General features: G+C 70.0%; 19 protein-coding genes and 3 pseudogenes. 19 read left to right on the top strand and 3 right to left on the bottom strand.

Annotated features, from left to right (window positions below; translation table 11 throughout):
- Nucleotides 1–87 precede the first annotated feature (87 nt).
- The 3 genes from MQH10_RS15790 to pbpC all read right to left on the bottom strand — a co-directional run bounded on the left by MQH10_RS15790 (nt 88) and on the right by pbpC (nt 5668).
- Nucleotides 88–1092 (bottom strand): ABC transporter substrate-binding protein, encoded by a 1005-nt coding sequence (locus tag MQH10_RS15790; protein ID WP_242564984.1) that lies wholly within the window; start codon nt 1090–1092, stop codon nt 88–90.
- 506 nt (nt 1093–1598) lie between these two features.
- Complete coding sequence (locus MQH10_RS15785; protein WP_242564983.1) at nt 1599–3398, bottom strand: ABC-F family ATP-binding cassette domain-containing protein; 1800 nt, start codon at nt 3396–3398, stop codon at nt 1599–1601.
- 38 nt (nt 3399–3436) lie between these two features.
- Nucleotides 3437–5668 carry a multimodular transpeptidase-transglycosylase PbpC gene (gene pbpC, locus MQH10_RS15780; protein ID WP_336605115.1) on the bottom strand — a complete coding sequence of 744 codons (2232 nt, stop codon included), beginning with the start codon at nt 5666–5668 and terminating at the stop codon, nt 3437–3439.
- 55 nt (nt 5669–5723) lie between these two features.
- Here pbpC and MQH10_RS15775 point away from each other — a divergent pair, with 55 nt between their 5' ends.
- From MQH10_RS15775 to MQH10_RS15685, 19 genes and pseudogenes are all read left to right on the top strand, one after another.
- Complete coding sequence (locus tag MQH10_RS15775) at nt 5724–6188, top strand: YcgN family cysteine cluster protein (protein WP_242564982.1); 465 nt, start codon at nt 5724–5726, stop codon at nt 6186–6188.
- Between the two features lie 103 nt (nt 6189–6291).
- The gene (locus MQH10_RS15770) at nt 6292–7239 is read left to right on the top strand and encodes a DnaJ C-terminal domain-containing protein (protein WP_242564981.1); all 948 of its coding nucleotides are present in this window, start codon (nt 6292–6294) and stop codon (nt 7237–7239) included.
- An 82-nt stretch (nt 7240–7321) separates the two neighbouring features.
- A complete protein-coding gene (locus MQH10_RS15765) occupies nt 7322–7657 on the top strand; it encodes a PepSY domain-containing protein (RefSeq protein WP_242564980.1) in 336 nt (111 codons plus the stop codon).
- 10 nt (nt 7658–7667) lie between these two features.
- Nucleotides 7668–8360: a response regulator transcription factor gene (locus tag MQH10_RS15760; protein ID WP_242564979.1), complete on the top strand. Its 693-nt coding sequence runs from the start codon at nt 7668–7670 to the stop codon at nt 8358–8360.
- Nucleotides 8357–8830, top strand: coding sequence for a sensor histidine kinase N-terminal domain-containing protein (locus MQH10_RS15755; protein ID WP_242564978.1), 474 nt, complete (start codon nt 8357–8359; stop codon nt 8828–8830). Before MQH10_RS15760 ends, MQH10_RS15755 begins: the two co-directional genes overlap by 4 nt.
- Nucleotides 8831–8835: 5 nt before the next feature.
- Nucleotides 8836–9741 (top strand): ATP-binding protein, encoded by a 906-nt coding sequence (locus MQH10_RS15750; protein ID WP_242564977.1) that lies wholly within the window; start codon nt 8836–8838, stop codon nt 9739–9741.
- A 123-nt stretch (nt 9742–9864) separates the two neighbouring features.
- A complete protein-coding gene (locus MQH10_RS15745; RefSeq protein WP_242564976.1) occupies nt 9865–11256 on the top strand; it encodes a hypothetical protein in 1392 nt (463 codons plus the stop codon).
- A gap of 83 nt (nt 11257–11339) precedes the next feature.
- Complete coding sequence (gene ccmI / locus MQH10_RS15740) at nt 11340–12425, top strand: c-type cytochrome biogenesis protein CcmI (RefSeq protein WP_242564975.1); 1086 nt, start codon at nt 11340–11342, stop codon at nt 12423–12425.
- Nucleotides 12422–12916 carry a cytochrome c maturation protein CcmE gene (ccmE, locus tag MQH10_RS15735; RefSeq protein ID WP_242564974.1) on the top strand — a complete coding sequence of 165 codons (495 nt, stop codon included), beginning with the start codon at nt 12422–12424 and terminating at the stop codon, nt 12914–12916. Before ccmI ends, ccmE begins: the two co-directional genes overlap by 4 nt.
- Nucleotides 12913–14891: pseudogene (locus MQH10_RS15730) on the top strand (heme lyase CcmF/NrfE family subunit). Before ccmE ends, MQH10_RS15730 begins: the two are co-directional and overlap by 4 nt.
- A complete protein-coding gene (locus MQH10_RS15725) occupies nt 14888–15340 on the top strand; it encodes a cytochrome c-type biogenesis protein (protein WP_242564973.1) in 453 nt (150 codons plus the stop codon). The pseudogene MQH10_RS15730 and the gene MQH10_RS15725 overlap by 4 nt, the downstream one beginning before the upstream one ends.
- A 141-nt stretch (nt 15341–15481) precedes the next feature.
- Nucleotides 15482–17041, top strand: coding sequence for a Do family serine endopeptidase (locus MQH10_RS15720; protein WP_242564972.1), 1560 nt, complete (start codon nt 15482–15484; stop codon nt 17039–17041).
- A 25-nt stretch (nt 17042–17066) separates the two neighbouring features.
- Nucleotides 17067–17738, top strand: a complete 672-nt coding sequence (locus MQH10_RS15715) for a response regulator transcription factor (protein ID WP_242564971.1) — start codon at nt 17067–17069, stop codon at nt 17736–17738.
- A gap of 15 nt (nt 17739–17753) precedes the next feature.
- Nucleotides 17754–19156: pseudogene (locus tag MQH10_RS26875) on the top strand (sensor histidine kinase).
- Nucleotides 19157–19180: 24 nt separating this feature from the next.
- On the top strand, nt 19181–22072 hold the full coding sequence (locus MQH10_RS15705) for a bifunctional [glutamine synthetase] adenylyltransferase/[glutamine synthetase]-adenylyl-L-tyrosine phosphorylase (protein ID WP_242564970.1): 2892 nt from the start codon (nt 19181–19183) through the stop codon (nt 22070–22072).
- Nucleotides 22073–22332: 260 nt separating this feature from the next.
- Nucleotides 22333–22680: an EF-hand domain-containing protein gene (locus MQH10_RS15700; RefSeq protein ID WP_242564969.1), complete on the top strand. Its 348-nt coding sequence runs from the start codon at nt 22333–22335 to the stop codon at nt 22678–22680.
- Nucleotides 22681–22721: 41 nt separating this feature from the next.
- A pseudogene (locus tag MQH10_RS15695) lies at nt 22722–23268 on the top strand (RNA polymerase sigma factor).
- 10 nt (nt 23269–23278) lie between these two features.
- Nucleotides 23279–23725, top strand: a complete 447-nt coding sequence (locus MQH10_RS15690; RefSeq protein WP_242564968.1) for a hypothetical protein — start codon at nt 23279–23281, stop codon at nt 23723–23725.
- A 1-nt stretch (nt 23726) separates the two neighbouring features.
- A complete protein-coding gene (locus MQH10_RS15685; RefSeq protein ID WP_242564967.1) occupies nt 23727–24242 on the top strand; it encodes a periplasmic heavy metal sensor in 516 nt (171 codons plus the stop codon).
- The last annotated feature ends 3 nt before the right edge of the window (nt 24243–24245 follow it).

Raw genomic sequence — 24245 nt, 5'->3', positions numbered from 1 at the left:
TCCCGATCGACAGCGGACGCCCGCCCTGGATGGACCGTGACGCTTCGGGAGGCAAGCCCTCCCCCGCAAGCGGGGGAGGAAGCCGGATCACTTCACCGCGGGGGTGACGAACTCCAGGCTGTAGGCCTTCTTGTAGTCGAGGGTCTTGGGATAGACGCCCTGGCTGGCGGCCATGTTGAAGAACTCGGCCCAGCGGGCGTCGGTCATGGCGCCGATGCCCATGGCCTTGGCGTCGCCGCCGTCGATGATGCCGTAGGACCGCATCTTGTCGCGGGCCTGATCCAGGACGTCCTGGGCCATTTCCGGATTGTCCTTGCGGATCAGGGCGTCGGCCGGCTTGGGGTCGGCGTAGAGATAGTCGTGCCAGCCCTTGGCGCTGGACTCCACGAAGGCGCGCACGGCGGCGGGGTTCTTGTCGATCAGGCTCTGGGGAACCAGGACCATGGTGGCGTAGGAGGGATAGCCGTTGTCGGCCAGCAGGAAGACCTGCGGCTTCAGCTTGGCCTCCTTCTCGAGGGTGTAGGGCTCCGACGTCACATAGCCCTGCTGGGCCACCTTCTTGTCGGCCAGGAAGGGCGCGGAATTGAAGGTGTACTTGCGGATCTGGTCGTCGGTGAAGCCGTACTTCGACTTCAGCCAGACCCAGAAGGCGGTGACCGAGGCGTCCGACAGCAGGATCGGGTGGCCCTTCAGATCGGCGATGCCGTTGATCCCCTGGTCGGGGTGGGCGATCAGGACCTGGGGGTCCTTCTGCATCATCGCCGCGACGGCCTTCACCGGCACGTTCTGCTGGGCGAGGTTCATGACCACGAAGCTGTTGGAGCCCATGCCAGCCTCGACCGCGCCGGAGGCCAGGAGCTGCGGCACGTTCACGCCGGGGCCGCCCTGGACGATCTGCACGTTCAGGCCGCGCTTGGCGTATTCGCCGGTGGCCAGCGCCTCATAGAACCCGCCGTGCTCAGCCTGGGCGCGCCAGTCGGTGGCGAAGCGGATGGTGACCTGGCCGGCGGGCGCAACCTCGGCCTTCTTGGGCGAACAGGCGCAGGCGAGAGCGGCGAGGGCGGCGACGGCGGCGGCGCGCAGGAACTTCATGACGGGACCCCAACAGTATGGCCTGGGACCCTAATGCGCTTTAGGCGGAAGGCAATCTGGGTAACGCGAAACGCCGGCCCCAAAAGCAAGAGGGCGGCGCCTCGGTTTCCCGCGACGTCGCCCTCTATTTCAGATCCGTTGGGGGATCTGGGTCGCAAGGTCAGCCCTGACTTCGTTCGCGAGTCGCCCCGCTGGTATCCGTCACCGACTGGTGTCCCCGCGAAGTCCTGGCCCCAGGTCGCCCCGGCGCCGGCCTTCCCGAGAACCTTCCGCTCGTCTGCCCCGACAGGTCCGCCGTTTCCGGCTTTCCGTCCGGGCCGCGCCGCGGTCCCTCTCGACGCCTTGACGTTCTCACCGAACCCGGTATGAAGCAACCGCCCGAGTTTCCGCCGATGTGGGAAAACCCAAGCGGATCAGTGGGTAAGCTGTGGACAAGGCGTGGGTCGCCGCCGAAATGTCCTGGTGAATCAAACCTTAATTTTATCCACAGCTAAGGCGCAGGCCGCTCAGCGCCCGGCCTCCAGCGCCTCGCGGCGCTCTTCCAGGGCCAGCCATTCCTCTTCCGAGGCCGACAGCTCCTGGCGGGTCTTCTCCAGCTGCACGTTGATGCGGTCGAAGGCGGCGCGGTCGCGGGCGTAGAGGCCCGGATCGGCGAGGTCGACCTCCAGCTTGGCGATCTTGTCGGGCAGGGCGGCGAGCGCCGCCTCCAGCTCCTGCAGACGGCGCTGGTCCTTGTAGGAGAGCTTGGTCGGCTTGGCGGCCTCGACCTTCACCGGGGCCGGCTTGGGCGGGGCCGAGGAGGTTGTGGCGCCGACCGCGCGGAAATAGCCCGGGTTCTGATGCAGGAAGTCCTGCCAGCCGCCGGGGGTCTCGACCACGTCGCCGCGGCCGTTCAGGGCGATGGTCGAGCTGGCCAGCCGGTCGATGAAGTCCCGGTCGTGGCTGACCAGGATCAGGGTGCCCTCATAGTCGGCCAAGATGTCCTCGAGCAGGTCCAGCGTGTCCATGTCGAGGTCGTTGGTCGGTTCGTCCAGCACAAGGAGATTGGCCGGCGTGGCCAGCGCGCGGGCCAGCAGCAGGCGGTTGCGCTCCCCGCCCGAGAGGCTGCGGACCGGCTGGCGGATCTGCTGGTCGGTGAACAGGAACTCCCGCGCATAGGCCGCCACATGCTTGGCCTGGCCGCGCACCATCACCTGGTCGCCGCCGAACGGGGTCAGCACGTCGCGCAGCATCATGTCCGGCTTCAGGTCGGCGCGGGCCTGATCGATATAGGCGATCTCCAGATTGGCCCCGAGCTTCACCTCGCCGGAGTCAGAGGCGATCTCGCCCAGCAGCAGCTTCACCAGGGTGGTCTTGCCCGCCCCGTTGGGGCCGACGATGGCGACCCGGTCGCCGCGCTGGATGCGGGTGGAGAACGGCTTGAACAGCACGCGGTCGCCGAAGCTCTTGCTGACGCCCTTGGCCTCCACCACCCGCTGGCCGGAAAGGCCCGAGGAGGCGATGGCCATGGTCAGGTCGCCGCGCACCTCACGCAGGCGGGCCTGCTTCTGGGCGCGCAGGTCGAGCAGGGCGCGGCGGCGGCCCTCGTTGCGGGCCCGGCGGCCGGTCACGCCCCGGCGAAGCCAGTATTCTTCCTTCTCCAGCTGCTTATCGAGCCGGCGGCCTTCCTCGACATCGGCGGCGATGATCTGCTCGACCCAGGCGTCGAAGGCCTCGAAGCCCTTGTCCAGTCGGCGCACCTTGCGGTGCTCCAGCCAGAAGCAGCGGCCGGTGGTGCGCTCCAGGAAGGCGCGGTCGTGGCTGATGATCAGCATGGCCGCGCGGCTGCCGGCGATCTCGGTCTCCAGCGTCTCGATCGCCAGGATGTCGAGGTGGTTGGTCGGCTCGTCGAGCAGCAGGACGTCCGGATCCTCGGCGAAGGCGCGGGCCAGGGCCACGCGGCGAATCTCGCCGCCCGACAGGCCGACGGTGGACTTGGCCGGGTCGATGCCGAACAGGGCGAGCGTCGATTCCGCCTGATAAGGCTGGGCCCCGCCCGCGGTGGCGTAGTCGAGCACGGTGTCGCCGGTGATGTCGGGTTCCTGGGGCACATAGGCCACCGTCGTGCCCGGGGTGACGACCCGCTCACCCTCATCGGCCTGCAGGGCGCCGGCCAGCACCTTCAAGAGGGTGGTCTTGCCCGCCCCGTTGCGCCCGACCAGGCAGGCGCGGCTACGCGGTTCGAGACCGAGATCGACGCCGTCGAACAGCATCTTGGGTCCGTCGGCGAGACGGACCTCCTTGAGGGCGAGGACGGGTGGCTTCATGCGGGCCCCGACATAGCGACGCGCGGGCCGCGATCAAGCTAGAAAGGAATATCTTCCGCCGGCTTGTCGGGGGTCTTGTCGCTGTCGGGGCCGTCGGGCAGGGCGGCCTGGGCGTCGCGGCCGGCCGCGGCGAAGTCGCCGGACAGCTCCTCGTAGAAGGCGTTGCGCGGATCGGCCTCCATCTCCGGAACCGGATCAGGCATCAGCCAGTCGAAGTCGCGGACCGGCAGGTTCTCGTGCGCCACCATCATGAACCGCCGCCATATCTCGGCCGAGACGATGCCGCCGGTGACCTTGTTCATCGGCTTCTCGTCGTCATTCCCGACCCAGACACCGGCGACATAGTCGGGGGTGAAGCCAATGAACCAGGCGTCGCGCCAGTTCTGGCTGGTGCCGGTCTTGCCGGCTGCGGGGCGGCCGAAATTGGCGCGGGTGCCGGTGCCGCCGGAGATCACCTTCTCCATCATCTTGACCATCATGCTGGCCCGGGCGACGTCATAGGCCGGCACGGGCGAGGAGGTCTGGTGCTGATAGACCGGCGCGCCGGCCACGGTCTTGATCTCGTCGACCATGTAGGGCGTGACCCGGTTGCCGCCCAGCTGGAACACCTGGAAGCCGGAGACCATCTCGATCAGCGGCACCTCATAGGCGCCCAGCGCGATCGAGAGATTGGGATTGGACGGAATGGTGGTCAGGCCGAAGCGCTTGGCCAGCTCAGCGATCGCCGGGCCTGTCGCCTCCTGGGCCAGTTTCACGGCGACCGTATTGATCGACAGCATCAGGGCGGTCTCGACCGTCACCGCGCCCTTATAGCCGCCGCCATAGTTCTCCGGCTGCCAGTCGCCGAACTTCACCGGGCCGTCGATGCGGACGTCAGTGGGCATGACGCCCTTCTCCAGAGCGGTCGCATAGACGAAGGGCTTGAAGCTGGAGCCGGGCTGGCGGCGCGCCTGGACCGCGCGGTTGAAGACGCTCTGATTGTAGTCGAGCCCGCCGACCATGGTGCGGATCGCGCCCTCGGAGGACATGGCGACCAGGGCGCCCTGGCTTGCGCCCGCCGCGGCGCCGGTGGAGCCGACCACCTGGCGCAGAACCTGGCCGCCAGCGGCCTGCAGATGCGGATCGATGGTCAGGCGGACCATCAGGTCCGGCGAATTGGGGCCGACCAGCTTCAGGACCTCGGTGGTGGCGTAGTCGAGCGCGTAGCCCATGTCCCCGTCATTGCCGAGGGCGGTGGGGCTGAGCCGGGGCGTGTCGGCGACGGCGGCCTCCATCTCCTCGGCGGTGATCCAGCCCTCCTGACGCATGTTCTCCAGCACCAGCCGCTGGCGGGCGAGCGCGCCGACCATGTTGTGGTTCAGGGCCATGCGCGAGGGCGCCTTGGGCAGGCTGGCCAACAGGGCCGCTTCCGACAGGCGCAGCTGGCTGGCGGGCTTGCCGAAATAGGTGCGCGAGGCGCCGTCGATGCCGAAGGTGTTGGCCCCGAAGAAGATGCGGTTGATGTAGAGCTCAAGGACCTCGTCCTTGCTCAGCATCTTTTCCAGCCGCATGGCCATGACGGCTTCCTGCAGCTTGCGCTTCAGGGTCTGGTCGGGCGTCAGGAACAGGCCCTTGGCCAGCTGCTGCGACAGGGTCGAGCCGCCCTGGACCACGCGGCCGGCGCGATAGTTGGCGACAGCCGCCCGCAAGATCCCCAGGGGGTCGACCGCGCCGTGGTGGTAGAAGCGCTTGTCCTCGGCCGCCAGGAACGCCTTGGGCACATAGTCGGGCAGCTGGTTGAGGGCGAGGCGGTCGCCGTATTTCGGACCGCGCAGGGCGATCTGGACCCCGTTCTTGTCGAAGAAGCGGATCGCCGGGGCCCGGTTGATCGCATAGAGCGACTCCCGCGCCGGCAGCGGCGGAATGTCCTTCAGATAGACCTGCTGGATGTAGATGGCCCCGCCGATCCCGACGAGGGCGAGCACCAGGGCCAGGGCGCCCAGGGTCGGCAGCACCCAGCCCCAGCGACCCGGCCGACGCGGTCCCCCACCGCCGCCGCCACGCCGCCGCGGCGGCTTGGGCGGCTTCGGAGGCTTGGGCGGTTTGGCTTTCTTGGCCTTCTTGGACTTGGAGGCCGGCAGGTCGGCGCGGAAGGTTTCCTCGGGCTCGGTCGCCTCGCCCGCGAACGGATCAGGCCCCGGCGCCGCCTCGGGCGCAGCCGTGGGCGCGGCCTCAGGCTGGGCCGGTTTTCCGTCCGGGAAGCGGTAGGGTTCGAGGTTCCAGTCGGACACGGTGCGAGAAAACTAGTGAGAGGCGGCTGGGGATTGGTCTAGGACGCTGCTTAGCATGTCCAAAAGACCTTTCTGGGAAACAAAATCCCTCGAACAAATGACTGTCCCGGAGTGGGAGAGTCTATGCGATGGCTGCGGCCTGTGCTGCCTGGTTCGCTTCGAAGATGAGGAATCGGGCGAGGTCGTCCCCACGCGCGTGCATTGCAAGTTGTTCGACCCCGAGCTGTGCCGCTGTTCCGACTATGCCGACCGTAAGCGCCATGTGCCGGATTGCATTAAATTGACGCCGCACAATGTCGAACGGCTCGCCTGGATGCCACTGTCCTGCGCCTATCGACGGATCAATGAGGGCCGTGGCCTCGCCGACTGGCATCCGCTGGTCAGCGGTGACCCGGAAAGCGTCCACGCCGCGGGCGTTTCGGTGCGGGGCGAGACGATCAGCGAGGCGACCCTCGACGATCCGGATGATGCGCTCGACTATGCGGCCTGGGATCTGATGGAAGAACGCGGCCGGGACTGACCACGAAACGGACTGTGACTTTTCTGCAACAATAGCTCTTGCGCCCCAGGCTAAACCGCCTAATTGAGGCCCAGAGTTTCCACAGCATCTGAAGGGCTATTCCTTGGCGGGCGATCCATATCAGGAACTGGGTGTGTCTCGCGGCGCCAGCGCCGACGAGATCCGCAAGGCGTTCCGCAAGCTGGCCAAGCAGCACCATCCCGACACCAATCCGGGCGACAAGGCGTCGGAGGAAAAGTTCAAGCGCGTCAGCGCGGCCTTCGACATCCTGGGCGACGCCGCCAAGAAAAAGAAATTCGACGCCGGCGAGATCGACGCCGACGGCCGCGAGACCATGCGCGGCTTCGGCGGCGGCGGCCCGTTCGGCGGCGGGGCCGGTGGCCCGGGCGGCTTCTCCCAGGGCTGGAGCCCCGGCCGTCAGGAAGGGTTCGACAATATCGACCTGTCCGACCTGTTCGGCGACATCCTCGGCCGCGGCCGGCCGGGCGGGGGCGGCCAGGGCGGCGGGTTCGGCGGCTTCTCCCAACGCGGTGCGGACGTGCGGGCCAAGCTGGAGATCGACCTGGAAGAGGCGATCCACGGCGGCAAGAAGCGCATCGCCTTCTCGGACGGCCGCACCATCGACGTGACCATCCCCAAGGGCGCCGAGGAAGGCCAGACCCTGAGGCTCAAGGGCCAGGGCTCGCCGGGCCGCAGCGGGCCGGGCGACGCCCTGATCGACCTGGCCATCCGGCCGCATCCGGTCTTCAAGCGCGAGGGTGAGACCCTGGTCATGGACCTGCCGGTCTCGGTGCCGGATGCGGTGTTGGGCGGCAAGGTCCAGGCTCCCACCCCGGACGGGGCGGTGACGCTCACCGTGCCCAAGGGCGGCAATTCCGGCCAGGCCCTGCGGCTTAAGGGCAAGGGGCTGTCCAACAGCGTCGGAAAGCGCGGCGACCTGATCGCCCGCATCGTCCTGATGCTGCCCGAGACGCCCGATCCGGAGCTGGAGGCCTTCGCCGAACGCTGGCGGAGTGAGCGTCCCTATGCGCCGCGACGCCGTCCCGGTTGAGCGGGCGTGACAGGCCCGGTTTGCGACTTCATAAACCGGCCATTCAGCTTGGGTTCAGTCAGGGGCGCCTAGAACAGCGAAGATGAAGCGGTTTCTCGCCATACTTGTCCTGCTGGCCGCGCCTCTGGCCGCCTCGGCCCAGGGCTATCCTGACTACGGCCGGCCCTCTTATGGGGCCGGGCGCGGGGACCAGGACCAGGCTCGCGACGCCGTCCGCGGCGGCCGCCAGGTGCCGCTCGCCCGGGTGATCGCCGCCATTCGCGGCTCCGGTGTGCCCGGCCGCCAGCTGAATACGACCATGGGCGACTATGGCGGACGACCCGCCTATTTCGTGCAGTGGCAAACCCCGGACAACCGGGTGATGATCTTCATCGTCGACGCCGAGAGCGGCGCCATCATCGGCCGCCAGGGCGGCTAAGAGGAATCCCATGCGCATCCTGCTGGTCGAGGACGATCCGGATCTGTCGCGGCAGCTGAAGGCGGCGCTGGCCGACGCCGGCTATGCGGTCGATCACGCCCCCGACGGCGAGGAGGCCCAGTTCCTGGGCGAGACGGAGCCTTACGACGCTGTCGTGCTCGATCTCGGCCTGCCCAAGGTCGACGGGGTCTCGGTGCTGGAGCGCTGGCGGCGCGGCGCGGTCTCCACGCCGGTGCTGATCCTGACGGCGCGCGGCGCCTGGAGCGAGAAGGTCGCGGGCTTCGACGCCGGGGCCGACGACTATCTGACCAAGCCCTTCCACACCGAGGAGCTGCTGGCCCGCCTGCGCGCCCTGCTGCGCCGGGCCGCGGGCCACGCGGCCCCCAGCCTGTCCTGCGGCGGCCTGCGCCTGGATCCGCGCGCGGCCCGCGCCAGCGTCAATGGCGAGCCCCTGCGCCTGACCTCGCTGGAATACCGCCTGCTGCACTATCTGATGATGCACCAGGGCCGGGTGATCAGCCGCACCGAGCTGGTCGAGCATCTCTATGACCAGGACTTCGACCGCGACTCCAACACCATCGAGGTGTTCATCGGCCGGGTGCGCAAGAAGATCGGATCCGACCGCATCGATACGGTGCGGGGTCTCGGCTACCGCCTGACCGCGCCGGCCGAGGAACTGGGGGGCGAGGCCGCGCGCTCGTGATCCCCGAGGCCCTGCGCCGTCCCTCGCTCGTCCGGCGGCTGGTGATCCTGGCCGCGGGTTGGAGCCTCGCGGTGCTGCTGGTCTCGGCGCTGGTCCTGTCCCTGCTGTTCCAGCAGGCGGCCCTGAGGCGCTTCGACCAGGGCCTTGCGGAGCTGATCGACAATCTGGTGGCCGGCGCCACCATTGGCGACAAGGGCCAGGTCCTGGCCCCGGCCCTGACCGACCTGCGCGCCCTGCGCGCCTATTCCGGCAAGTACTGGCAGATCGCCGAGCCGGCCGGCGGCAGGCTGCACATCCTGGTCCGCTCCCGCTCGCTGTGGGACAGCGACCTGCGCGCGCCCGTCGGCGCGGTCGAGGCGCTCAGCGCCAATCCCGGCAAGCCGGTCTCCTACGACACCCGCGGGCCGCTGGAAGAGCCGCTGCGGGCCATGGTCAGCCAGGCCAAGCTGCCGGCCGGGCCGCGCCGGTGATCTTCATGGCCGCCGAGGACCGCACCCCGGTCGACAATGATATCCGCAGCTTCGTGGCCGCCACGGCCGTGGTGTTCCTGCTGCTGGGCGCAGGCCTGGTGGCGGCGGTGGTGATCCAGGTGCGGGTCGGCCTGAACCCGCTCTTCGCCCTGCGGCGCGAGGTGGCCCAGATCCGCCGCGGCCAGGCCGAGCGGGTGGTCCGCGACTATCCCAGCGAACTCACCCCCCTGGCGGAGGAGCTCAACGCCCTGATGGCGCACAATCAGGAAGTGGTGGAGCGCCAGCGCACCCATGTCGGCAATCTCGCCCATGCGCTAAAGACCCCGCTGTCGGTCATGCTGACCGAGGCCGTGCAGCAGCCCGGGCCGCTGTCGGAGGTGGTGACCCGCCAGTCCGAGGCCATGCGCCGCCAGGTCGATCACCACCTGCGCCGCGCCCGCGCCGCCGCCCGGACCCAGGGCTCCGGCGAACGCACCGGGGTCGCCGAGGTGCTGGATGAGCTTTCCCGGACCCTCGAGCGAATTTTTCAGGACAAGGGCGTCACCATCGACTGGGACGCCGCCGACGATCTGCACTTTCTGGGTGAGCGGCAGGACCTGCTCGAACTGGCGGGCAACGCCATGGAGAACGGCTGCAAATGGTGTCGCGGCCGGGTGCGGGTGAGGGCCGAGCAGATCAGTCCGTCACGCCTGCGGCTGACCGTCGAGGATGACGGCCCGGGGCTTACGCCGGAAGGGCGCGAGGCTGCTCTCCTGCGCGGCGCGCGGCTCGACGAATCGGCGCCGGGCTCGGGTCTGGGGCTCAACATCATCGACGAGCTGGCCCGCGCCTATGGCGGCGTGCTCAAGCTCGGCGAGTCGCGCCTGGGCGGCCTCATGGTCGAAATGGAGTTGCCTCGGGCGGAGGCCTAAAACCCCTGGTTGCCATTTTGTCGCGGAACGCCGTCACTCGTTTTCCTTAGCTTTTGGAAAACCTTAACTCGCAGCGCGGAAGGATGGGGATGACGCGGGCCTGTTCCGGGTCTGGAGCGCCTCATGACGGGTCTGTCCGACCACAAGATTGAAATTGTCCGACACCTGGTCGAGTCCGCCCCGGACAAGATTGTCGGCGGACTGCAAAACGCCCTGTCCGCCGCCTCCGGCGACAGCGCCCTGGCGGGCGTGCGCCAACTGGTCGAATCCGAGGTCGCTGATCGTCGTCTGCGCAACGCAGTCCTGGCCCCTGTGGCGCCGCTGTTCGTCGGCGACGGCCGGATCAGCACACGCCTGGTGTTTCCCGCCCGCGCCCTGTCGCTGATCTGGCGCGGCCTTAAGGCCGAAGCGCCGGGCGAGGTCGCGCTCGCCGCGCGGATCCTGGCCGACTTCCGGCCCGACGAAACTTCGCCCGAGCCGCTCGACGCCCTGGTGGCCCGCGCCGCCGAAGGGCTGCGCAATCGCGACACCCACGACTTCATGGCCGCCGCCGACTGCCTCGACGCGGTCCGGCCCGGCAACGCCTACGCCCTGGCCGCATGCCTGGACATTGGTGCGATCGTCCGCGCCGCGACCCTGCGTCTTCCCGACTGGATCAGCCGGACCACGGACGAGCGGGCCGCCGCCGCGCGCCTTGCCTATAAGGACGCGATCACCATCGCCGAGGACGCCGCGCCGCGGTTCTTCGAGATGCTCTCGGCCCAGCTCGCCGAGCCCTGGACCATCCTGCGCGTCGTCTCCTCGGTCATGGATCATCCGGCGGAGCGCTATCTTGCGGCGTCGGAGCTCTCGATCTTCGCCCTTCGCCTGATGGAGCTGATCGACGAGAACCTGGTCCACATCGCCAAGTTCGACCTGGACGGCGGCGCCAAGTCCGGCCGCCACGCCGCGACCGTGGTCGAGCTGGTCACCCGCCAGATCGCCGAGATGGAAGGCAGCATCGAGCTGGCCCACGAGGGCGGCTGGGGCGGTCGGGTCAAGAAGCAGAAGGGCCAGCTGGCCGGCTGCGTCGAGGGCCGCCTGCGCGAGGTCGCCAAGCTGATGGGCGCGGCCCTGCCGACCCAGCAGGTGAAGGTGGCGCGGATGAGCAAGGAGTTGCCGCGCTTCACCACCGATCCCGATCCCCGCGCCACCGAGCGCGCCATGGCTGTGCTGACCTTCGTCGAGGCCATCCGCACCAGCTCCAACTATGGCGGCTTCGCCTCGGCCCGCGCCAAGGTGCTGGAGAAGGCGGCCGAGCAGCTCGACTTCTATGTCGAGGAAAGCCTGGCCCTGATCCGCGACGGGTCCGTGCGCGATTTCACCCTCGCCGCCAGCTATCTGGAAGTGGCCGCCAATTGCGCCGCCCTGATCCGCGAGCCGCGGGCCGGCGACATCGTTCGTCGCCGCACGGCCGTGGCGGTCGATCAGGCCCGCGGCCTGCTGCCGCCCGAGCCGGCTCCGCTCGCCGACTGACCTGCGCGCGCCCCGGCACGATATCGTCGAGCGCGACCTCCAGACCCCTCGCTTCGCCGCCGCGATTCCGCTAAAGCCCGCGCATGATCGCCTTATGGGTGGCGGCGGGCGTGCTATCGGCCGTCGCAGCCGGCCTTGTCCTGCATCGCGCCGCTCGGGCGGCCGCCAGCGTCGGATCTCCCGACCCGACGCTTGACGTCTATCGTCGCCAGTTATCCGAGATCGACGACCTCGCCGCCCGCGGCCTGATCGGCGAGGATGAACAGGGCGCCGCCCATGCCGAGGCCGGCCGCCGTCTGCTGACCGCCGCCGACCAGACCGCCCAGCCCTGGACCCATGACGGCGCTGAGCGCCGGCCCGTCCTGATCGCCGCGGCCGTGGCCCCCCTCGCGGCGCTCGCCCTCTACGTCCTTGTCGGGTCGCCGGGCCTACCCGACGACAGCTTCAAGCACCGCCTGGCGCAATGGCGCGCCGCCGACCTCCAGACCCTGCCGCCCGCCGCCCTGGCCGCGGTCATGCGCCAGGTCGCCGTCGAGCGTCCCAAGGATCCTGACGCCTGGCGCTATCTGGCGCTCGCCGAGAGCGCGGCGGAAAACACCTCGGCCTCGGGCCGCGCCCTGCGCCACGCCATCACCCTGGCTCCCGGCCGCGCGGATCTCTGGGAGCTGCTGGGCCAGTCCCTGGTGGTCGAGAGCGGGGGCGCGCCGTCGCCCGAGGCCGACAACGCCTTCCGCGAGGCCCTGAAGCGCGATCCGACCTCGATCGCCGCGCGGTTCCACCTGGCCCGCTCGCGGGTCATGGGCGGCGACAAGGCCGGCGGGATCGCCGACTGGAAGGCCCTGCTGGCCGACATGCCCGCCGAAGACCCGCGCCGACCTGCTCTGCAGCAGGCGATCGCCGAGGCCCAGTCGGAAACGCCGGCTGTCGCCGCGGCGCCGCCCGGCGGCCAGCTCGACATGATCCGCGGCATGGTCGCGGGCCTGGCCGAGCGGCTCAAGACCCAGCCCGACGACCCCGAAGGCTGGGTCCGGCTGGTGCGCTCCTATGCGGTGCTCGGGGAAAGCGCCAAACGTGACGCGGCCTTGGCCGATGCGCGCAAGCGCTTCGCCGGCAAGCCCGCAATCCAGGCCGAGCTGGACGCCGCGGCCAAGACGGAACCGATGAAATGAGCGGCTGGCTTCCCAAATCCCCCAAGGCGCGCCGACGCCTGATCCTGGTGGCGGCGATCGCGCCGGTCCTGGCGCTGGCCGTCGGCCTGACCCTCTACGGCCTGTCGGACTCGATCTCCTATTTCTACACGCCCTCCCAGGCCCAGGCGGCCAAGCCGCCGGCCGGCCGCTCGATCCAGCTCGGCGGGCTGGTCGAGAAGGGCAGCGTCGTGAAGTCCTCCAACGGCAAGGTGGAGTTCGTGGTTCGCGACCAGACCGCCAAGGCGCTGGTCTCCTATCAGGGCGATCTGCCCGACCTGTTCCGCGAGGGCCAAGGCATCGTCGCCACCGGATCCTTCCGCGGCGACGGCGTGTTCCAGGCCAAGCAGGTCCTGGCCAAGCACGACGAACGCTACATGCCGCGCGAGGTCTCCAAGGCCTTGAAGAAGCAGGGCGAATGGCGGGGCGACGGCAAGGTCGCCGCCTATCAGACCCCGGGCTCGGGCACATGATCGACGAGTTCGGCGGCTTCGCCCTGATCCTGGGTCTGGTGCTGTCCCTGACCCAGGCGGTCCTGTCCGGCGTGGCGCGCGTGCGCCGGTCGTCGGTGCTGGCCGGGGCCGGGGAGGGCGCGGCGCTCGCCGCCTTCCTGAGTGTGGCGCTGGCCTTCGCCGCCCTGATGCACGCCTTCGTCGTGTCGGACTTCTCAGTCGCCAATGTGGCGGCCAATTCCCACACCGAAAAGCCGCTGCTCTATCGCGTGGCCGGGACATGGGGCAGCCACGAGGGCTCGATGCTGCTCTGGTGCCTGGCCCTGACCGGCTTCGGCGCGGCGGTGGCGGGGCTCGGCAAGGGATTGCCCGCCGGCCTCAAGGCGGTGGCGGTCGGAACCCAGGGCCTGCTGGGCACGGTCTTCCTGGCCTATACGGTCTTCGCCTCCAATCCCTTCGTCCGCCTGCTCAATCCGCCGGTGGAGGGCCACTCGCTCAATCCGCTGCTGCAGGACCCGGCGCTCGCGGTGCACCCGCCCTTTCTCTATGCGGGCTATGTCGGCCTCTCGGTGGTGTTCTCCCTGGCGGTCGCGGCCCTGGTCGAGGGCAAGGTCGACGCCGCCTGGGCCCGCTGGGTCCGGCCCTGGGCGCTCGCCGGCTGGAGCCTGCTCACCGTGGGCATCACGCTGGGCGCCTTCTGGGCCTATTATGAGCTGGGCTGGGGCGGCTGGTGGTTCTGGGACCCTGTCGAGAACGCCAGCTTCATGCCCTGGCTGATCGCCACGGCCCTGCTGCATTCGGCCATCGTCACCGAGAAGCGCGGCGCCCTGTCCGGCTGGACCGTGTTCCTGGCCATGGCGGCCTTCACCTTCTCGATGCTGGGCGCCTTCCTGGTCCGGTCCGGCGTGCTCACCTCCGTCCACGCCTTCGCCGTCGACCCGACCCGCGGCGTGCTTTTGCTGATCATCCTGGGCGTGACCGCCGGCGCCGGCTTCCTGCTGTTCGCCTGGCGGGCGCCGAGCCTTGCGCCGGGCGGCTTGTTTGCGCCGGTCAGCCGCGAGAGCGCCCTGGTGCTCAACAACATCCTGCTGGCGGCTGCGACCGCCACCGTCCTGCTGGGCACGCTCTATCCGCTGATCCGCGAGGCGATGACCGGGGAGTCGATCTCGGTCGGCCCGCCCTATTTCAACCTGACCTTCACCCCGCTGATGACCGCCCTCATCCTGCTGGTCCCGGCCGGCCCCTGCTGTCCTGGAAGCGCGCCGACGCCCGAGGCGTGGCTCAGCGCCTGGCGCTCGCGGCCGTCATCGCCGTCGGCGCGGGGCTCACGGCCTACGCCATGGTCAGCCCGCGTAAGGCCTTCGCCTGCGCCGGCCTCGGCCTTGGCGCCTGGCTGATCGCCGGCACGCTGTCGGAGCTGGTGGAGCGCACCCGCGCCTTCCGCGGCGACTGGGCCGAGACCCGCCGGCGCCTCACCGGCCTGCCGCGTGGCGCCTGGGGCATGACGCTCGCCCATATTGGCCTCGGCGTCTTCGTGCTGGGCGCCTGCGTCGAGACCGGCTGGAAGGTCGAGGCGGCCGAGACCCTGTCCCTGGGCGGCCATCTGAAGGTCGGCGCCTATGAACTGACCTTGGAAAAGGTCCAGGGCGTCGACGGGCCCAACTATGACGCCGAACGCGCCACCATCCACGCCGTGCGGGCCGGCCGCGAACTCTGCACCCCGCGGCCTGAACGGCGGTTCTATCCGGCCGGCGGCCAGACGACCTCCGAGGTCGCCATCTGCACCCGCGGCGCCGACCACCTCTATGTGGTGCTGGGCGAGCGGCGCGAGGCGCCGGGCGCCAAGGCGCCGGTCTGGCTGGTGCGCGCCTATTATAACCCCTGGGCGCTGTTCATCTTCATCGGCCCGGTGATCATGGCCCTGGGCGGCGTCCTGTCCCTGTCCGACCGCCGGCTGCGGCTGGGCGTCGGCAAGCGCGCGGCGCGGCCGGCATGAGGCGCATCCTGGCGATATTGGGCGCCGTGCTCTGCATCGCCGCCGCGGCCGATCCGGCCGAGCGTTTGCCTGATCCGGCCCAGGAGGCCCGCGCCCGCGCGATCTTCCAGGAGGTCCGCTGCCTGGTCTGCCAGAACGAGTCGATCGACGATTCCCAGGCCGAGCTGGCCGCCGACCTGCGCAAGCTGGTCCGCGACGAGATCAAGGCCGGGCGGTCGGACCAGCAGGTGCGCGCCTATCTGGTGTCGCGCTATGGCGAGTTCGTGCTGCTGAAACCGGCCTTCTCCCTGGGCAACGCCGTCCTGTGGGGCGCGCCCTTCGCCGTGGTCGGCCTGGGCGTCCTGCTGCTGCTGGGCAACCTCCGCCGTCGCCGCGTCGTTGAACAGGATGATCTGTCGCCTGAAGAGGCGAAACGTATCGCAGGGCTCGCCGGTGAAGGCGAAGAATGACACGATTGCGCCCAAGATCGGTCGCCATGCGGCGCCCAGGGTGACCTAAACGTAACTTGAGAGCACTTACGCTCTCAGGCATCGAACTTAAGTTGGTGGGGACGGACCGGCTTCCGGGCCTCCACAGGGAACACAAGGCCTATGACCTCTAAGAAGACCGGTTATCTCCTGGGCGTCGTCGCCGGCGCGGGCATCGTCACCGCCGCCATGGCCGGGGTGGGCATGCGCATGCCCTCCGCCCAGGCCGAAACGCCCCAGATGATCCGGGCCTCCACGGCGCCGATCTTCGCGCCCCCGCCCGGCGCGCCCCTGTCGTTCGCCGACATCTTCCAGCAGGTCTCGCCGGCGGTCGTCTCGATCAATGTGACCTCCAAGGTCGACGCCAGCAGCCTGCGCCGCCAGATCCCCGGCCTGCCCTTCGATATCGTTCCGCGCCAGGCGCCGGGCGGCGAGGACGACGAGGACGGCGCGCCGCCGAGCGGCAAGGGCCAGCCGCGCCTGCCGACCCAGCAGTCGGCCGGCTCCGGCTTCTTCATCTCGTCGGACGGCTACATCGTCACCAACAACCACGTGGTCGAGAACGCCGAGACCATCAAAGTGGTGCTGAAGGACGAGCGCGAGCTCGACGCCGTCGTGGTCGGCCGCGACGAAGGCACCGACCTGGCGGTCATCAAGGTCAAGGGCGACAACTTCACCTTCGTGAACTTCGAGGACTCCGCCAAGCCGCGGGTCGGCGACTGGGTCATCGCGGTCGGCAATCCCTTCGGCCTGGGCGGCACCGCCACGGCCGGGATCATCTCGGCCTATGGCCGTGACATCGGCGAGACCTTCGTCGACTACATCCAGATCGACGCCCCCATCAATCGGGGCAATTCCGGCGGTCCGACCTTCGACATCTATGGCCGGGTCATCGGGGTGAACACCGCGATCTTCTCGCCCACGGGCGGTTCGGTGGGCATCGGCTTCGCCATTCCGGCCGACGTCGCCAATGTGATCACCAAGCAGCTGATCGCCGGCGGCAAGATCAGCCGCGGCTATATCGGCGCGACCATCCAGAACTTCACCTCGGAAATGGCCGAGGCCCAGGGCACGCCCGGCCAGAAGGGCGCCATCGTCGCCGATCTGGTCCCCGGCGGTCCCTCGCAGCGCGCGGGCCTGCAGCCCGGCGATGTCGTGACTTCGGTCAACGGCGTCACGGTCCGCACCTCCTCGGAACTGACCCGCGAGGTCGCCAAGGCCCATGCGGGCGACACCCTGAAGCTCAACGTCCTGCGCGACGGCAAGCCCAAGACCATCGAGGTCCGCTCGGGCACCCGCCCCAGCGAGCAGCAGCTGGCGGCCAATGACAACCGCGGCGGCGACGACCAGGGCGGTCCCTCCCAGGGCCAGGGGCAACCCAAGAACCCGGTGGTCATCGGCCTGGCGCTCGCGCCCCTGGACGAGGCCAACCGCCGTCGCATCGGCGTCGACGCCGGGATCAAGGGCGCCCTGGTGACCAGCGTCGATCAGAACTCGGACGCCGCGACCAAGGGCCTGCGCAAGGACGACGTGATCGTCCGCGCCGGCGACCGGGACGTGGCTCTGGCTTCCGACGTCGCGGCCGCGGTCGACGCCGCCAAGAAGGCGGGCCGGCCGAGCATCCTGATGGGCGTCCACCGCTCGGGTCGCACCATCTTCCTGCCGATCAAGGTTTCCGGCTAACTCCGACAATCGCTGGGGGCGAATCATGCGGATCCTGATCGTTGAGGACGACCTGGAAGCGGCCGAAGCCATGGTGCGCGGCCTGAGTGACGGCGGCCACGCCTGCACCCAGGCGGCGGACGGCGAGGAAGGTCTCGCCGCCGCCCGGGCCGGAGAGTTCGACGTGATGATCGTTGACCGCATGATGCCCAAGATGGACGGCGTCACCCTGATCGAGACCATCCGGCGCGAGGGGGACCAGACCCCGGTCCTGTTCCTGTCGGCGCTCGGAGAGATCAATGACCGGGTGGCGGGCCTGAAGGCCGGGGGCGACGACTATCTGGTCAAGCCCTACGCCTTCGCCGAGCTGATCGCCCGGGTCGAGGCCCTGTCGCGCCGTCGCGAAACCGGTTCGGTCCAGACCCTGCTTCGGGTTGGCGAGCTGGAAATGGACCTGATCGGCCGCACCGTGCACCGCCAGGGCAAGGAGATCGACCTCCAGCCCCGCGAGTTCCAGTTGCTGGAATTCATGATGCGTCACGCCGGCCAGTCGGTGACCCGCACCATGCTGCTGGAGAAGGTCTGGGAATATCACTTCGATCCCCAGACCAATGTCATCGACGTGCATATCTCGCGTCTGCGCTCGAAGATCGACAAGGGTTTCGATCGCCCGATGCTGCAGACCGTCCGCGGGGCGGGCTACCGCCTGGACGCTTAGCGGCCGGCGCGGATCATGCGCCTGCCACGCCTGTTCCGGACCACCCCGTTCCGGCTGACCCTGCTGTTCCTCGCGCTGTTCGCGGCCGCGGCCAGCGCCTTCCTGGCCTATATCTATGTGGCCACGGCGGGCGAGGCGACGCGGCGGACCGACCAGGAGATCACCCGCGAGATGCGCTCCCTGGCGGCGGCCTATGACCGCGCCGGCATGGATGCGCTGAACCAGTCCCTGATCGAGCGCGCCGCCAGCGAGCGGCCGTTCCTCTATCTGCTGATGAAGCCGGACGGGACCCGCATCTCCGGCTCCATCGCCGAGAGCCCGCTCGACAAGTTCGACGGCACGCCCACCTGGAACAGCTTTTCGGTCACCGACACCGACGTCCAGGGCCGCCAGGTCAAGCATCCGGCCCGCGGCCTGCAGGAGCGGATGAGCGGCGGCGAGATTCTGTTCGTCGGCGCCGACATCGGCGAGGACGAGGCCTATGTGGTCAAGATCGTGCGGGCCCTGTGGGGCGCCGGCGCCTGATCATCGTGCTCGGCCTCCTGGGCGGGGTGCTGGTCAGCCGCAATGTCAGCCGCAGCATGGCCAGCCTGACCGACGTGGTCACCGCCGTGCGCAACGGCGACCTCGGCGCCCGGGCTCCTGTGCGCGGCGCCCGCGATGAGTTCGACGAACTGGCCGAGGGCCTCAACGAGATGCTCGACCGGCTGGAGCGGTCCATGGCCGGCCACCGCCACGCCGGCGACGCCATCGCCCACGACCTGCGCTCGCCGCTCACCCGCCTGCGCGCCCGCCTGGAAGTGGCCTATCTCGACGTCGAGGCCGGCAAGGGCAACGCCACCGAGGCGCTCGCCCAGGCGCTGGACGACACCGACGGGGTGCTGAAAACCTTCGGCGCGGTGCTGGCCATCGCCCGGCTGCAGGCGGCCGGCCAGGCGCCCAACCCGACCAATATCGATCCCGCCGTCCTGGGCGCCGACATCGCCGAACTCTATGAGCCGCTCTGCGAGGACAAGGGCATCGACTTCAAGGCCGAGCTGGTCCCCGACCTGACCGTGCGCGGCAATCAGGAGTTCCTGGCCCAGGCCCTGGCCAACATCCTCGACAACGCCGTGAAATACACTCCGCCCGGCGGCGCCATCATGCTGCGGGTCCGCCGCCGGTCCTCCGGTGAGGTGGAGTTCTCGGTGACCGACACCGGCCCCGGCGTGCCGGAGGAGGATCGCGAGCGGGTGGTTCAGCGCTTCGTGCGCCTGGAGAACAGCCGCAACGAACCCGGCGCAGGCCTGGGCCTGTCCCTGGTCGGCGCCGTGGCCGAGGCCCATGGGGGCCGTCTCGAACTGGCCGAAGGGCCCGGCAAAGTCGGCGAGATCGGCCCCGGCCTGCGGGTCGCCCTGATCCTGCCGCGCGCGCTCTAGGCGCGGAGTGCTAGGCTGGGGGCCATGACTCGCCTCCTGGACCGAATGACCCCCTGCGGGCCGGTGATCGACCTCAAGGCCGCCGAACGCGCGCGGACCTGGCTGCTGGTCGCGGACGGCGCCGCCACACCGCTGCTGGAGGCGGCCTGGCCGGTCCTGGCGCCGATCTTCGGGGCCTCCACCTATCTGACCAGCCTGATCCGCCGCGATCCCGCCCGCCTGGCCGATCTGTTGTCCGGCGATCCCGACGCGCGCTTCGAGGACCTGCTCGCCCGCACCGAGGCGGTGGGCGGCGGCGACCTCGCGACGGCCAAGGGCGCCCTGCGGCGGCTGAAGGCCGAGGCCCACCTGCTGATCGCATTGGCCGACCTGGGCGGGGTCTGGGATCTCGACGCCGTCACCCGCGCGCTCGCCCGTTTCGCCGACGGCGCCCTGCAGACCGCGCTGCGGGTCGCGGCGCGGGAAGAGGCCGACGCCGGCCGTTTGATCCCGCCGGAGTTCGGCGACTACGGCCCTGTGCCCGGCTTCTTCTGCATCGCCATGGGCAAGCACGGCGCCTATGAGCTGAACTATTCCAGCGACATCGACATCTCGGTCTTCTACGAGCCCGACGCCCTGCCGTTGGCGCCGGGCATTGAGACCCAAGGATTTGCGGTCCGCCTGACACATAGGCTGGCCGACCTGATGCAGGACCGCACGGCCGACGGCTATGTCTTCCGGGTCGACCTGCGCCTGCGCCCTGATCCCGGCTCGACGCCCCCCGCCGTGCCGGTGCCGGCGGCGCTCGAATATTACGAGAGCGTGGGCCAGAACTGGGAGCGGGCGGCCTTCATCAAGGCGCGCGCCTGCGCCGGCGACATGCCCCGGGCCCAGGCCTTCTTGGCCGAGCTGATCCCCTTCATCTGGCGCAAGAACCTCGACTTCGCCTCGATCGCCGACATCCATTCGATCAAGCGCCAGATCCATGTCCACAAGGTCGATGACCGCCTGACCGCCAAGGGCATGGATCTGAAGCTGGGCCGGGGCGGGATCCGCGAGATCGAGTTCTACGTCCAGACCCAGCAGTTGATCCTGGGCGGCCGTCACCCGGACCTGCGCAGCTATCGCACCCTCGATGCGCTCATTGCCCTGCGCGACGCCGGCCACGTCACCGCCCAGGCCTGCAGCGAACTCACGGTCGCCTATCACCTGCTGCGCAGCGTCGAGCACCGCATCCAGATGCTGGCCGACGAGCAGACCCACCGGCTTCCGGAGTCCGACACCGAGCGCAAGCGGGTCGCCGCCCTCTATGGCCAACCCCGCCTGCGCAGCTTCGACGCCCTGGTCGAGCGCACGCTGAAGACCGTCAACAAGCGCTATGGCGAGCTGTTCCCCGACGAGGAGCCGCTGTCGTCGAAGTTCGGCAGCCTGATCTTCACCGGGGTCGAGGACGACCCGGAGACCCTGGCGACGCTCGCCCGCATGGGCTTCTCCAATCCGCCGCGCGTCTCCCAGACCATCCGCGGCTGGCACCATGGCCATATCGCCGCCACCCGCACCGAGCGGGGCCGCGAGCTGTTCACCCGGCTGGCCCCGCGCCTGCTCGACGCCGCCCAGGCGACCGGATCGCCGGATGCGGCCTTCAACCGGTTCGCCGACTTCTTCGGCCGACTGTCCACGGGCGTGCAGTTGCAGTCTCTGTTCCTGGCCCAGCCGGCCCTGTTCGAGCTGATCGTCCAGGTGATGGCCTATGCGCCGCGCCTGGCCTCGACCCTGGCCCGCCGGCCGGCGGCCATCGACGCCATGCTGGACGGGGACTTCTTCTCGACCATCCTGATCGAGGAGGAGCGGGCGGCGATGAGCCGAGCGGTGGCCGAGGCGCCCGGCTTCGAGGCGGCCATGGACGCCGTGCGTCGCGCCCACCGCGAGCAGACCTTCCGCATCGGGGTGCAGGTGATGAGCGGCACGGCCAGCGCCGAGGTGGCGGGCGCCGCCTTCGCCGATCTCGCCGACCTCTGCATCCAGGCGCTGGCCCCCGTGGCCCTGGCCGAGGCGGCGCGGATCGGCGGCGATTTCCCCGGCGAGGTGGCGGTGGTGGCGCTCGGCAAGTGCGGATCGCGGGAGATGAGCGCGGGGTCGGACCTCGACCTCATGACCCTCTATCGCGCCTCGGCGCCCGGCGCCGCCTCCATCCTCAAGGGCTGGAGCGCCGACGTCTTCTATGGCCGCTTCACCCAGCGCCTGATCGCGGCGCTCTCCACCCCGACCGGGGAGGGGGAGCTCTATGAGGTCGACATGCAGTTGCGCCCCTCCGGCACCAAGGGGCCGGTGGCGGTGAGCTTCGCGGCCTTCGAGGACTATTACGAGCGCGAGGCCGAGACCTGGGAGCTGCTCGCGCTGACCCGCGCCCGGGTGGTCTGGGCGACCAGCGACGCCTTCGCGGAGGCCGCCCAGGGCGCCGTCGATCTCGCCCTGCGCCGACCCCGTGACCGGGCGAAGACCGCGGCCGACGTGCGTGACATGCGCGAGCTCCTGGAACGCGAGCGGCCGCCCAAGGGCCCTTGGGATCTCAAGCTCTCGCCGGGGGGGCTGGTGGATATCGAGTTCGCCGCCCAATACCTGCAGCTCGCCTACGCCGCCGAGGGCGCGCCCCTGCGCCAGAACACCGCCGAGGCCCTGGCAGAGGCGGAAGGCGCCAATCTCGCCGACCACGCGCCGCTCGAGGCCCTGCGCACAGCCTGGCGCCTGCAGCAGGACCTGACCCAGCTCCTGAAGCTCGCCCTGACCGGCGCCGAGGACGTCAGCCAGGAACCCAAGGGCTTCCGCCAGCTGCTGGCCCGCGCCGGCGGCGCCCGCGACTTCAAGGCCCTGCGCGCCCGGCTGGACCGGGTGCGGCATGCGGCGCGGGCAGCCTATGACATCATCCTGCAATCTTGACCGACGGACTTGCGGTGTAGGGACGTTGAAGGGTTGAACGGCGCCGAAGCCTCCCCCAGGCGCCCGGAAGGACAAGTCGATGAAGCGGATCATGATCGCCGCAGGTCTGATGCTGGTTGCGGGCGCAGCTCAGGCTCAGATGGGGCCGCCTCCGGGCGGGCCCCGGCGCGGGCGGCATGATGCGCGGCGGCCCGCATGGCCCTGGCGGGCCTGGCGGGCCTGGCGGGCCGGGCGGTCCTGGGGGCCCCGGCGGTCCGCGCATGGATCCTGACCGCAATCACGACGGCAAGGTCACCTTCGACGAATTCAAGACGGCCGCCGCCGACCGGATGCTGCGCCGGTTCGATGCCAATCACGACGGCAAGATCAGCAAGGCCGAGGTGAAGGCGATGGTCGACCGCATGGCGGGCTTCGGGCCGCCTGACGCGGCCCAGCGGATGAACCAGCGGTTCGCCAAGGAGGACGCCAATCACGACGGCGTCCTGACCCGCGCCGAGATCGAGGCCGGGGCGCGAAAGCGCTTCAATGCGGCCGACACCAATCATGATGGCTGGCTTAGCCGGGATGAATTGCTCACCCTGCGCCAGAACCGGCGTGGGCCGGGTTGAACCCGCGGGCGGCGGCGCGCCGGCCCTGGGCGAGGTGAGGCTTGGACGCGAGCGATCCGGACGAGGCCCTGGTGTTGCGCGTCGCCGCGGGCGACGTCGCGGCCGTGCGGGCCCTAGCGGCCCGCAAGCTGCCCCGGATGCTGGCTTTGGCCCAGCGGATGCTGGGCGACACGCCCGACGCGGAGGACGTGGCCCAGGAGGCGATGATCCGCGCCTGGCGCCAGGCGCCCAAGTGGCGTCCGGGGGCGGCCAAGTTCGACACCTGGCTGCATCGGGTGGCCCTGAATCTTTGCTACGACCGGCTGAGACGCCGGCGCGAGATCGCCATGGACCAGCCGCCGGAGCGCGCGGACGAGGGCCCGGCCCCGATCGGGGCTCGAGGCCGCCGATGTGGGGCGTCGTGTGGCCCAGGCCATGCAGGCCCTGCCGGACCGGCAGCGGGAGGCGGTCGCCCTGTGTCACTATCAGGACCTGACCAATATCGAGGCCGCCGCCGTGATGGGCGTCAGCATCGAGGCCCTGGAAAGTCTTTTGTCGCGGGGCCGGCGCGCCCTGCGGACGGCGCTGGCGGATATGGTGGCGTCATGAGGATGGCGAGATGACCCCTGAACGGTTCGAAGAGCTGGCGGAGGCCTATGGCGGCGCGGTGGCGCGCTGGCCCCAGGCGGAGCGCGAGGCGGCGGCGGCCTGGATGACCGCCCAGCCGGAGGCCGCTCGACAGATTCTGGCCCGGGCCGAGGCCCTGGACGCCGCGCTGGACGCCTGGCGGCCCGTCCATGTCAGTCACGCCCTGCTGGAGCAGGTGGTCGCCCAGGCGCCCCGCGCGCCGATGCGGCGGGCTGCAGCCTGGATCTGGCGCGGCGCCCTGGGCGCCGGGCTCGCCGCGGCCTGCGCCGCGGGGCTGATGATGGGCGTCGCCCTCTCCGGCGTCGGCGCGACGACGGCCGAGACGACGGAACCGGTCAGCGCCGCTATGACCGCCTATGAAGGCCTGACCGACACCAGCGGCGCCTTCTCGACCTCGGCCCTGGAGGGCCAAGCCTAGGATGAGCCCCCGCAACCTGACCATCGCCCTGTTCCTGTCGCTGGCCGTGAACCTGTTCGTGATCGGCACGGGCGTGGGCGTGTTCGTGATCGGCCATCGCCTGCACAGCGAGGCCGCTCAGCCCCATCGGCCCCAGCCGCTGTGGGCCGCCGCCGACGGCCTGCCGATCGATCAGCGCGACGCCTATCGCCGCCTGCTGCAGGGCCAGGCCATGGGCGTCGGCCAGCAGATCCGGGAGGCCCGCCGCGCCCGCCGCGACGCCTTCGCCGCCCTGGGGGAGGATCCCTTCGACGCCGACGCTACGCGCAAGCGCCTGGCCGACGCCCGGACCCTGGAGGTTCAGGCCCGTGGCGAGGTGGAGAGCCGCATCGTCGATTTCGCCGCCACCTTGCCCCCCGAGGAACGGGCGGAACTGGCCCGGGGCCTGATGCAGTCGGCGCCCGGCCCCTTGAACGGCATGCGCCGGATGCGGCCGATGGGCGAGGAGCCGCCGCCGCCCGGGCCCGAAGCCCAGTAGCCG

It is taken from the genome of Phenylobacterium aquaticum, from assembly GCF_022695515.1.
In the GTDB taxonomy this organism is placed as follows: Bacteria; Pseudomonadota; Alphaproteobacteria; order Caulobacterales; family Caulobacteraceae; genus Phenylobacterium; species Phenylobacterium aquaticum.
This window is presented reverse-complemented; position numbering and strand designations above follow the sequence as displayed.

Excerpts from the sequence above, each read along its gene's own strand:
- MQH10_RS15790 (WP_242564984.1), bottom strand. The coding sequence starts at position 1,092 with ATGAAGTTCCTGCGCGCCGCCGCCGTCGCCGCCCTCGCCGCTCTCGCC.
- MQH10_RS15785 (WP_242564983.1), bottom strand. The coding sequence starts at position 3,398 with ATGAAGCCACCCGTCCTCGCCCTCAAGGAGGTCCGTCTCGCCGACGGA.
- MQH10_RS15775 (WP_242564982.1), top strand. The coding sequence starts at position 5,724 with ATGTCCAAAAGACCTTTCTGGGAAACAAAATCCCTCGAACAAATGACT.
- MQH10_RS15765 (WP_242564980.1), top strand. The coding sequence starts at position 7,322 with ATGAAGCGGTTTCTCGCCATACTTGTCCTGCTGGCCGCGCCTCTGGCC.
- MQH10_RS15760 (WP_242564979.1), top strand. The coding sequence starts at position 7,668 with ATGCGCATCCTGCTGGTCGAGGACGATCCGGATCTGTCGCGGCAGCTG.
- MQH10_RS15750 (WP_242564977.1), top strand. The coding sequence starts at position 8,836 with ATGGCCGCCGAGGACCGCACCCCGGTCGACAATGATATCCGCAGCTTC.
- MQH10_RS15745 (WP_242564976.1), top strand. The coding sequence starts at position 9,865 with ATGACGGGTCTGTCCGACCACAAGATTGAAATTGTCCGACACCTGGTC.
- ccmI (WP_242564975.1), top strand. The coding sequence starts at position 11,340 with ATGATCGCCTTATGGGTGGCGGCGGGCGTGCTATCGGCCGTCGCAGCC.
- ccmE (WP_242564974.1), top strand. The coding sequence starts at position 12,422 with ATGAGCGGCTGGCTTCCCAAATCCCCCAAGGCGCGCCGACGCCTGATC.
- MQH10_RS15725 (WP_242564973.1), top strand. The coding sequence starts at position 14,888 with ATGAGGCGCATCCTGGCGATATTGGGCGCCGTGCTCTGCATCGCCGCC.
- MQH10_RS15720 (WP_242564972.1), top strand. The coding sequence starts at position 15,482 with ATGACCTCTAAGAAGACCGGTTATCTCCTGGGCGTCGTCGCCGGCGCG.
- MQH10_RS15715 (WP_242564971.1), top strand. The coding sequence starts at position 17,067 with ATGCGGATCCTGATCGTTGAGGACGACCTGGAAGCGGCCGAAGCCATG.
- MQH10_RS15705 (WP_242564970.1), top strand. The coding sequence starts at position 19,181 with ATGACTCGCCTCCTGGACCGAATGACCCCCTGCGGGCCGGTGATCGAC.
- MQH10_RS15700 (WP_242564969.1), top strand. The coding sequence starts at position 22,333 with ATGGATCCTGACCGCAATCACGACGGCAAGGTCACCTTCGACGAATTC.
- MQH10_RS15690 (WP_242564968.1), top strand. The coding sequence starts at position 23,279 with ATGACCCCTGAACGGTTCGAAGAGCTGGCGGAGGCCTATGGCGGCGCG.
- MQH10_RS15685 (WP_242564967.1), top strand. The coding sequence starts at position 23,727 with ATGAGCCCCCGCAACCTGACCATCGCCCTGTTCCTGTCGCTGGCCGTG.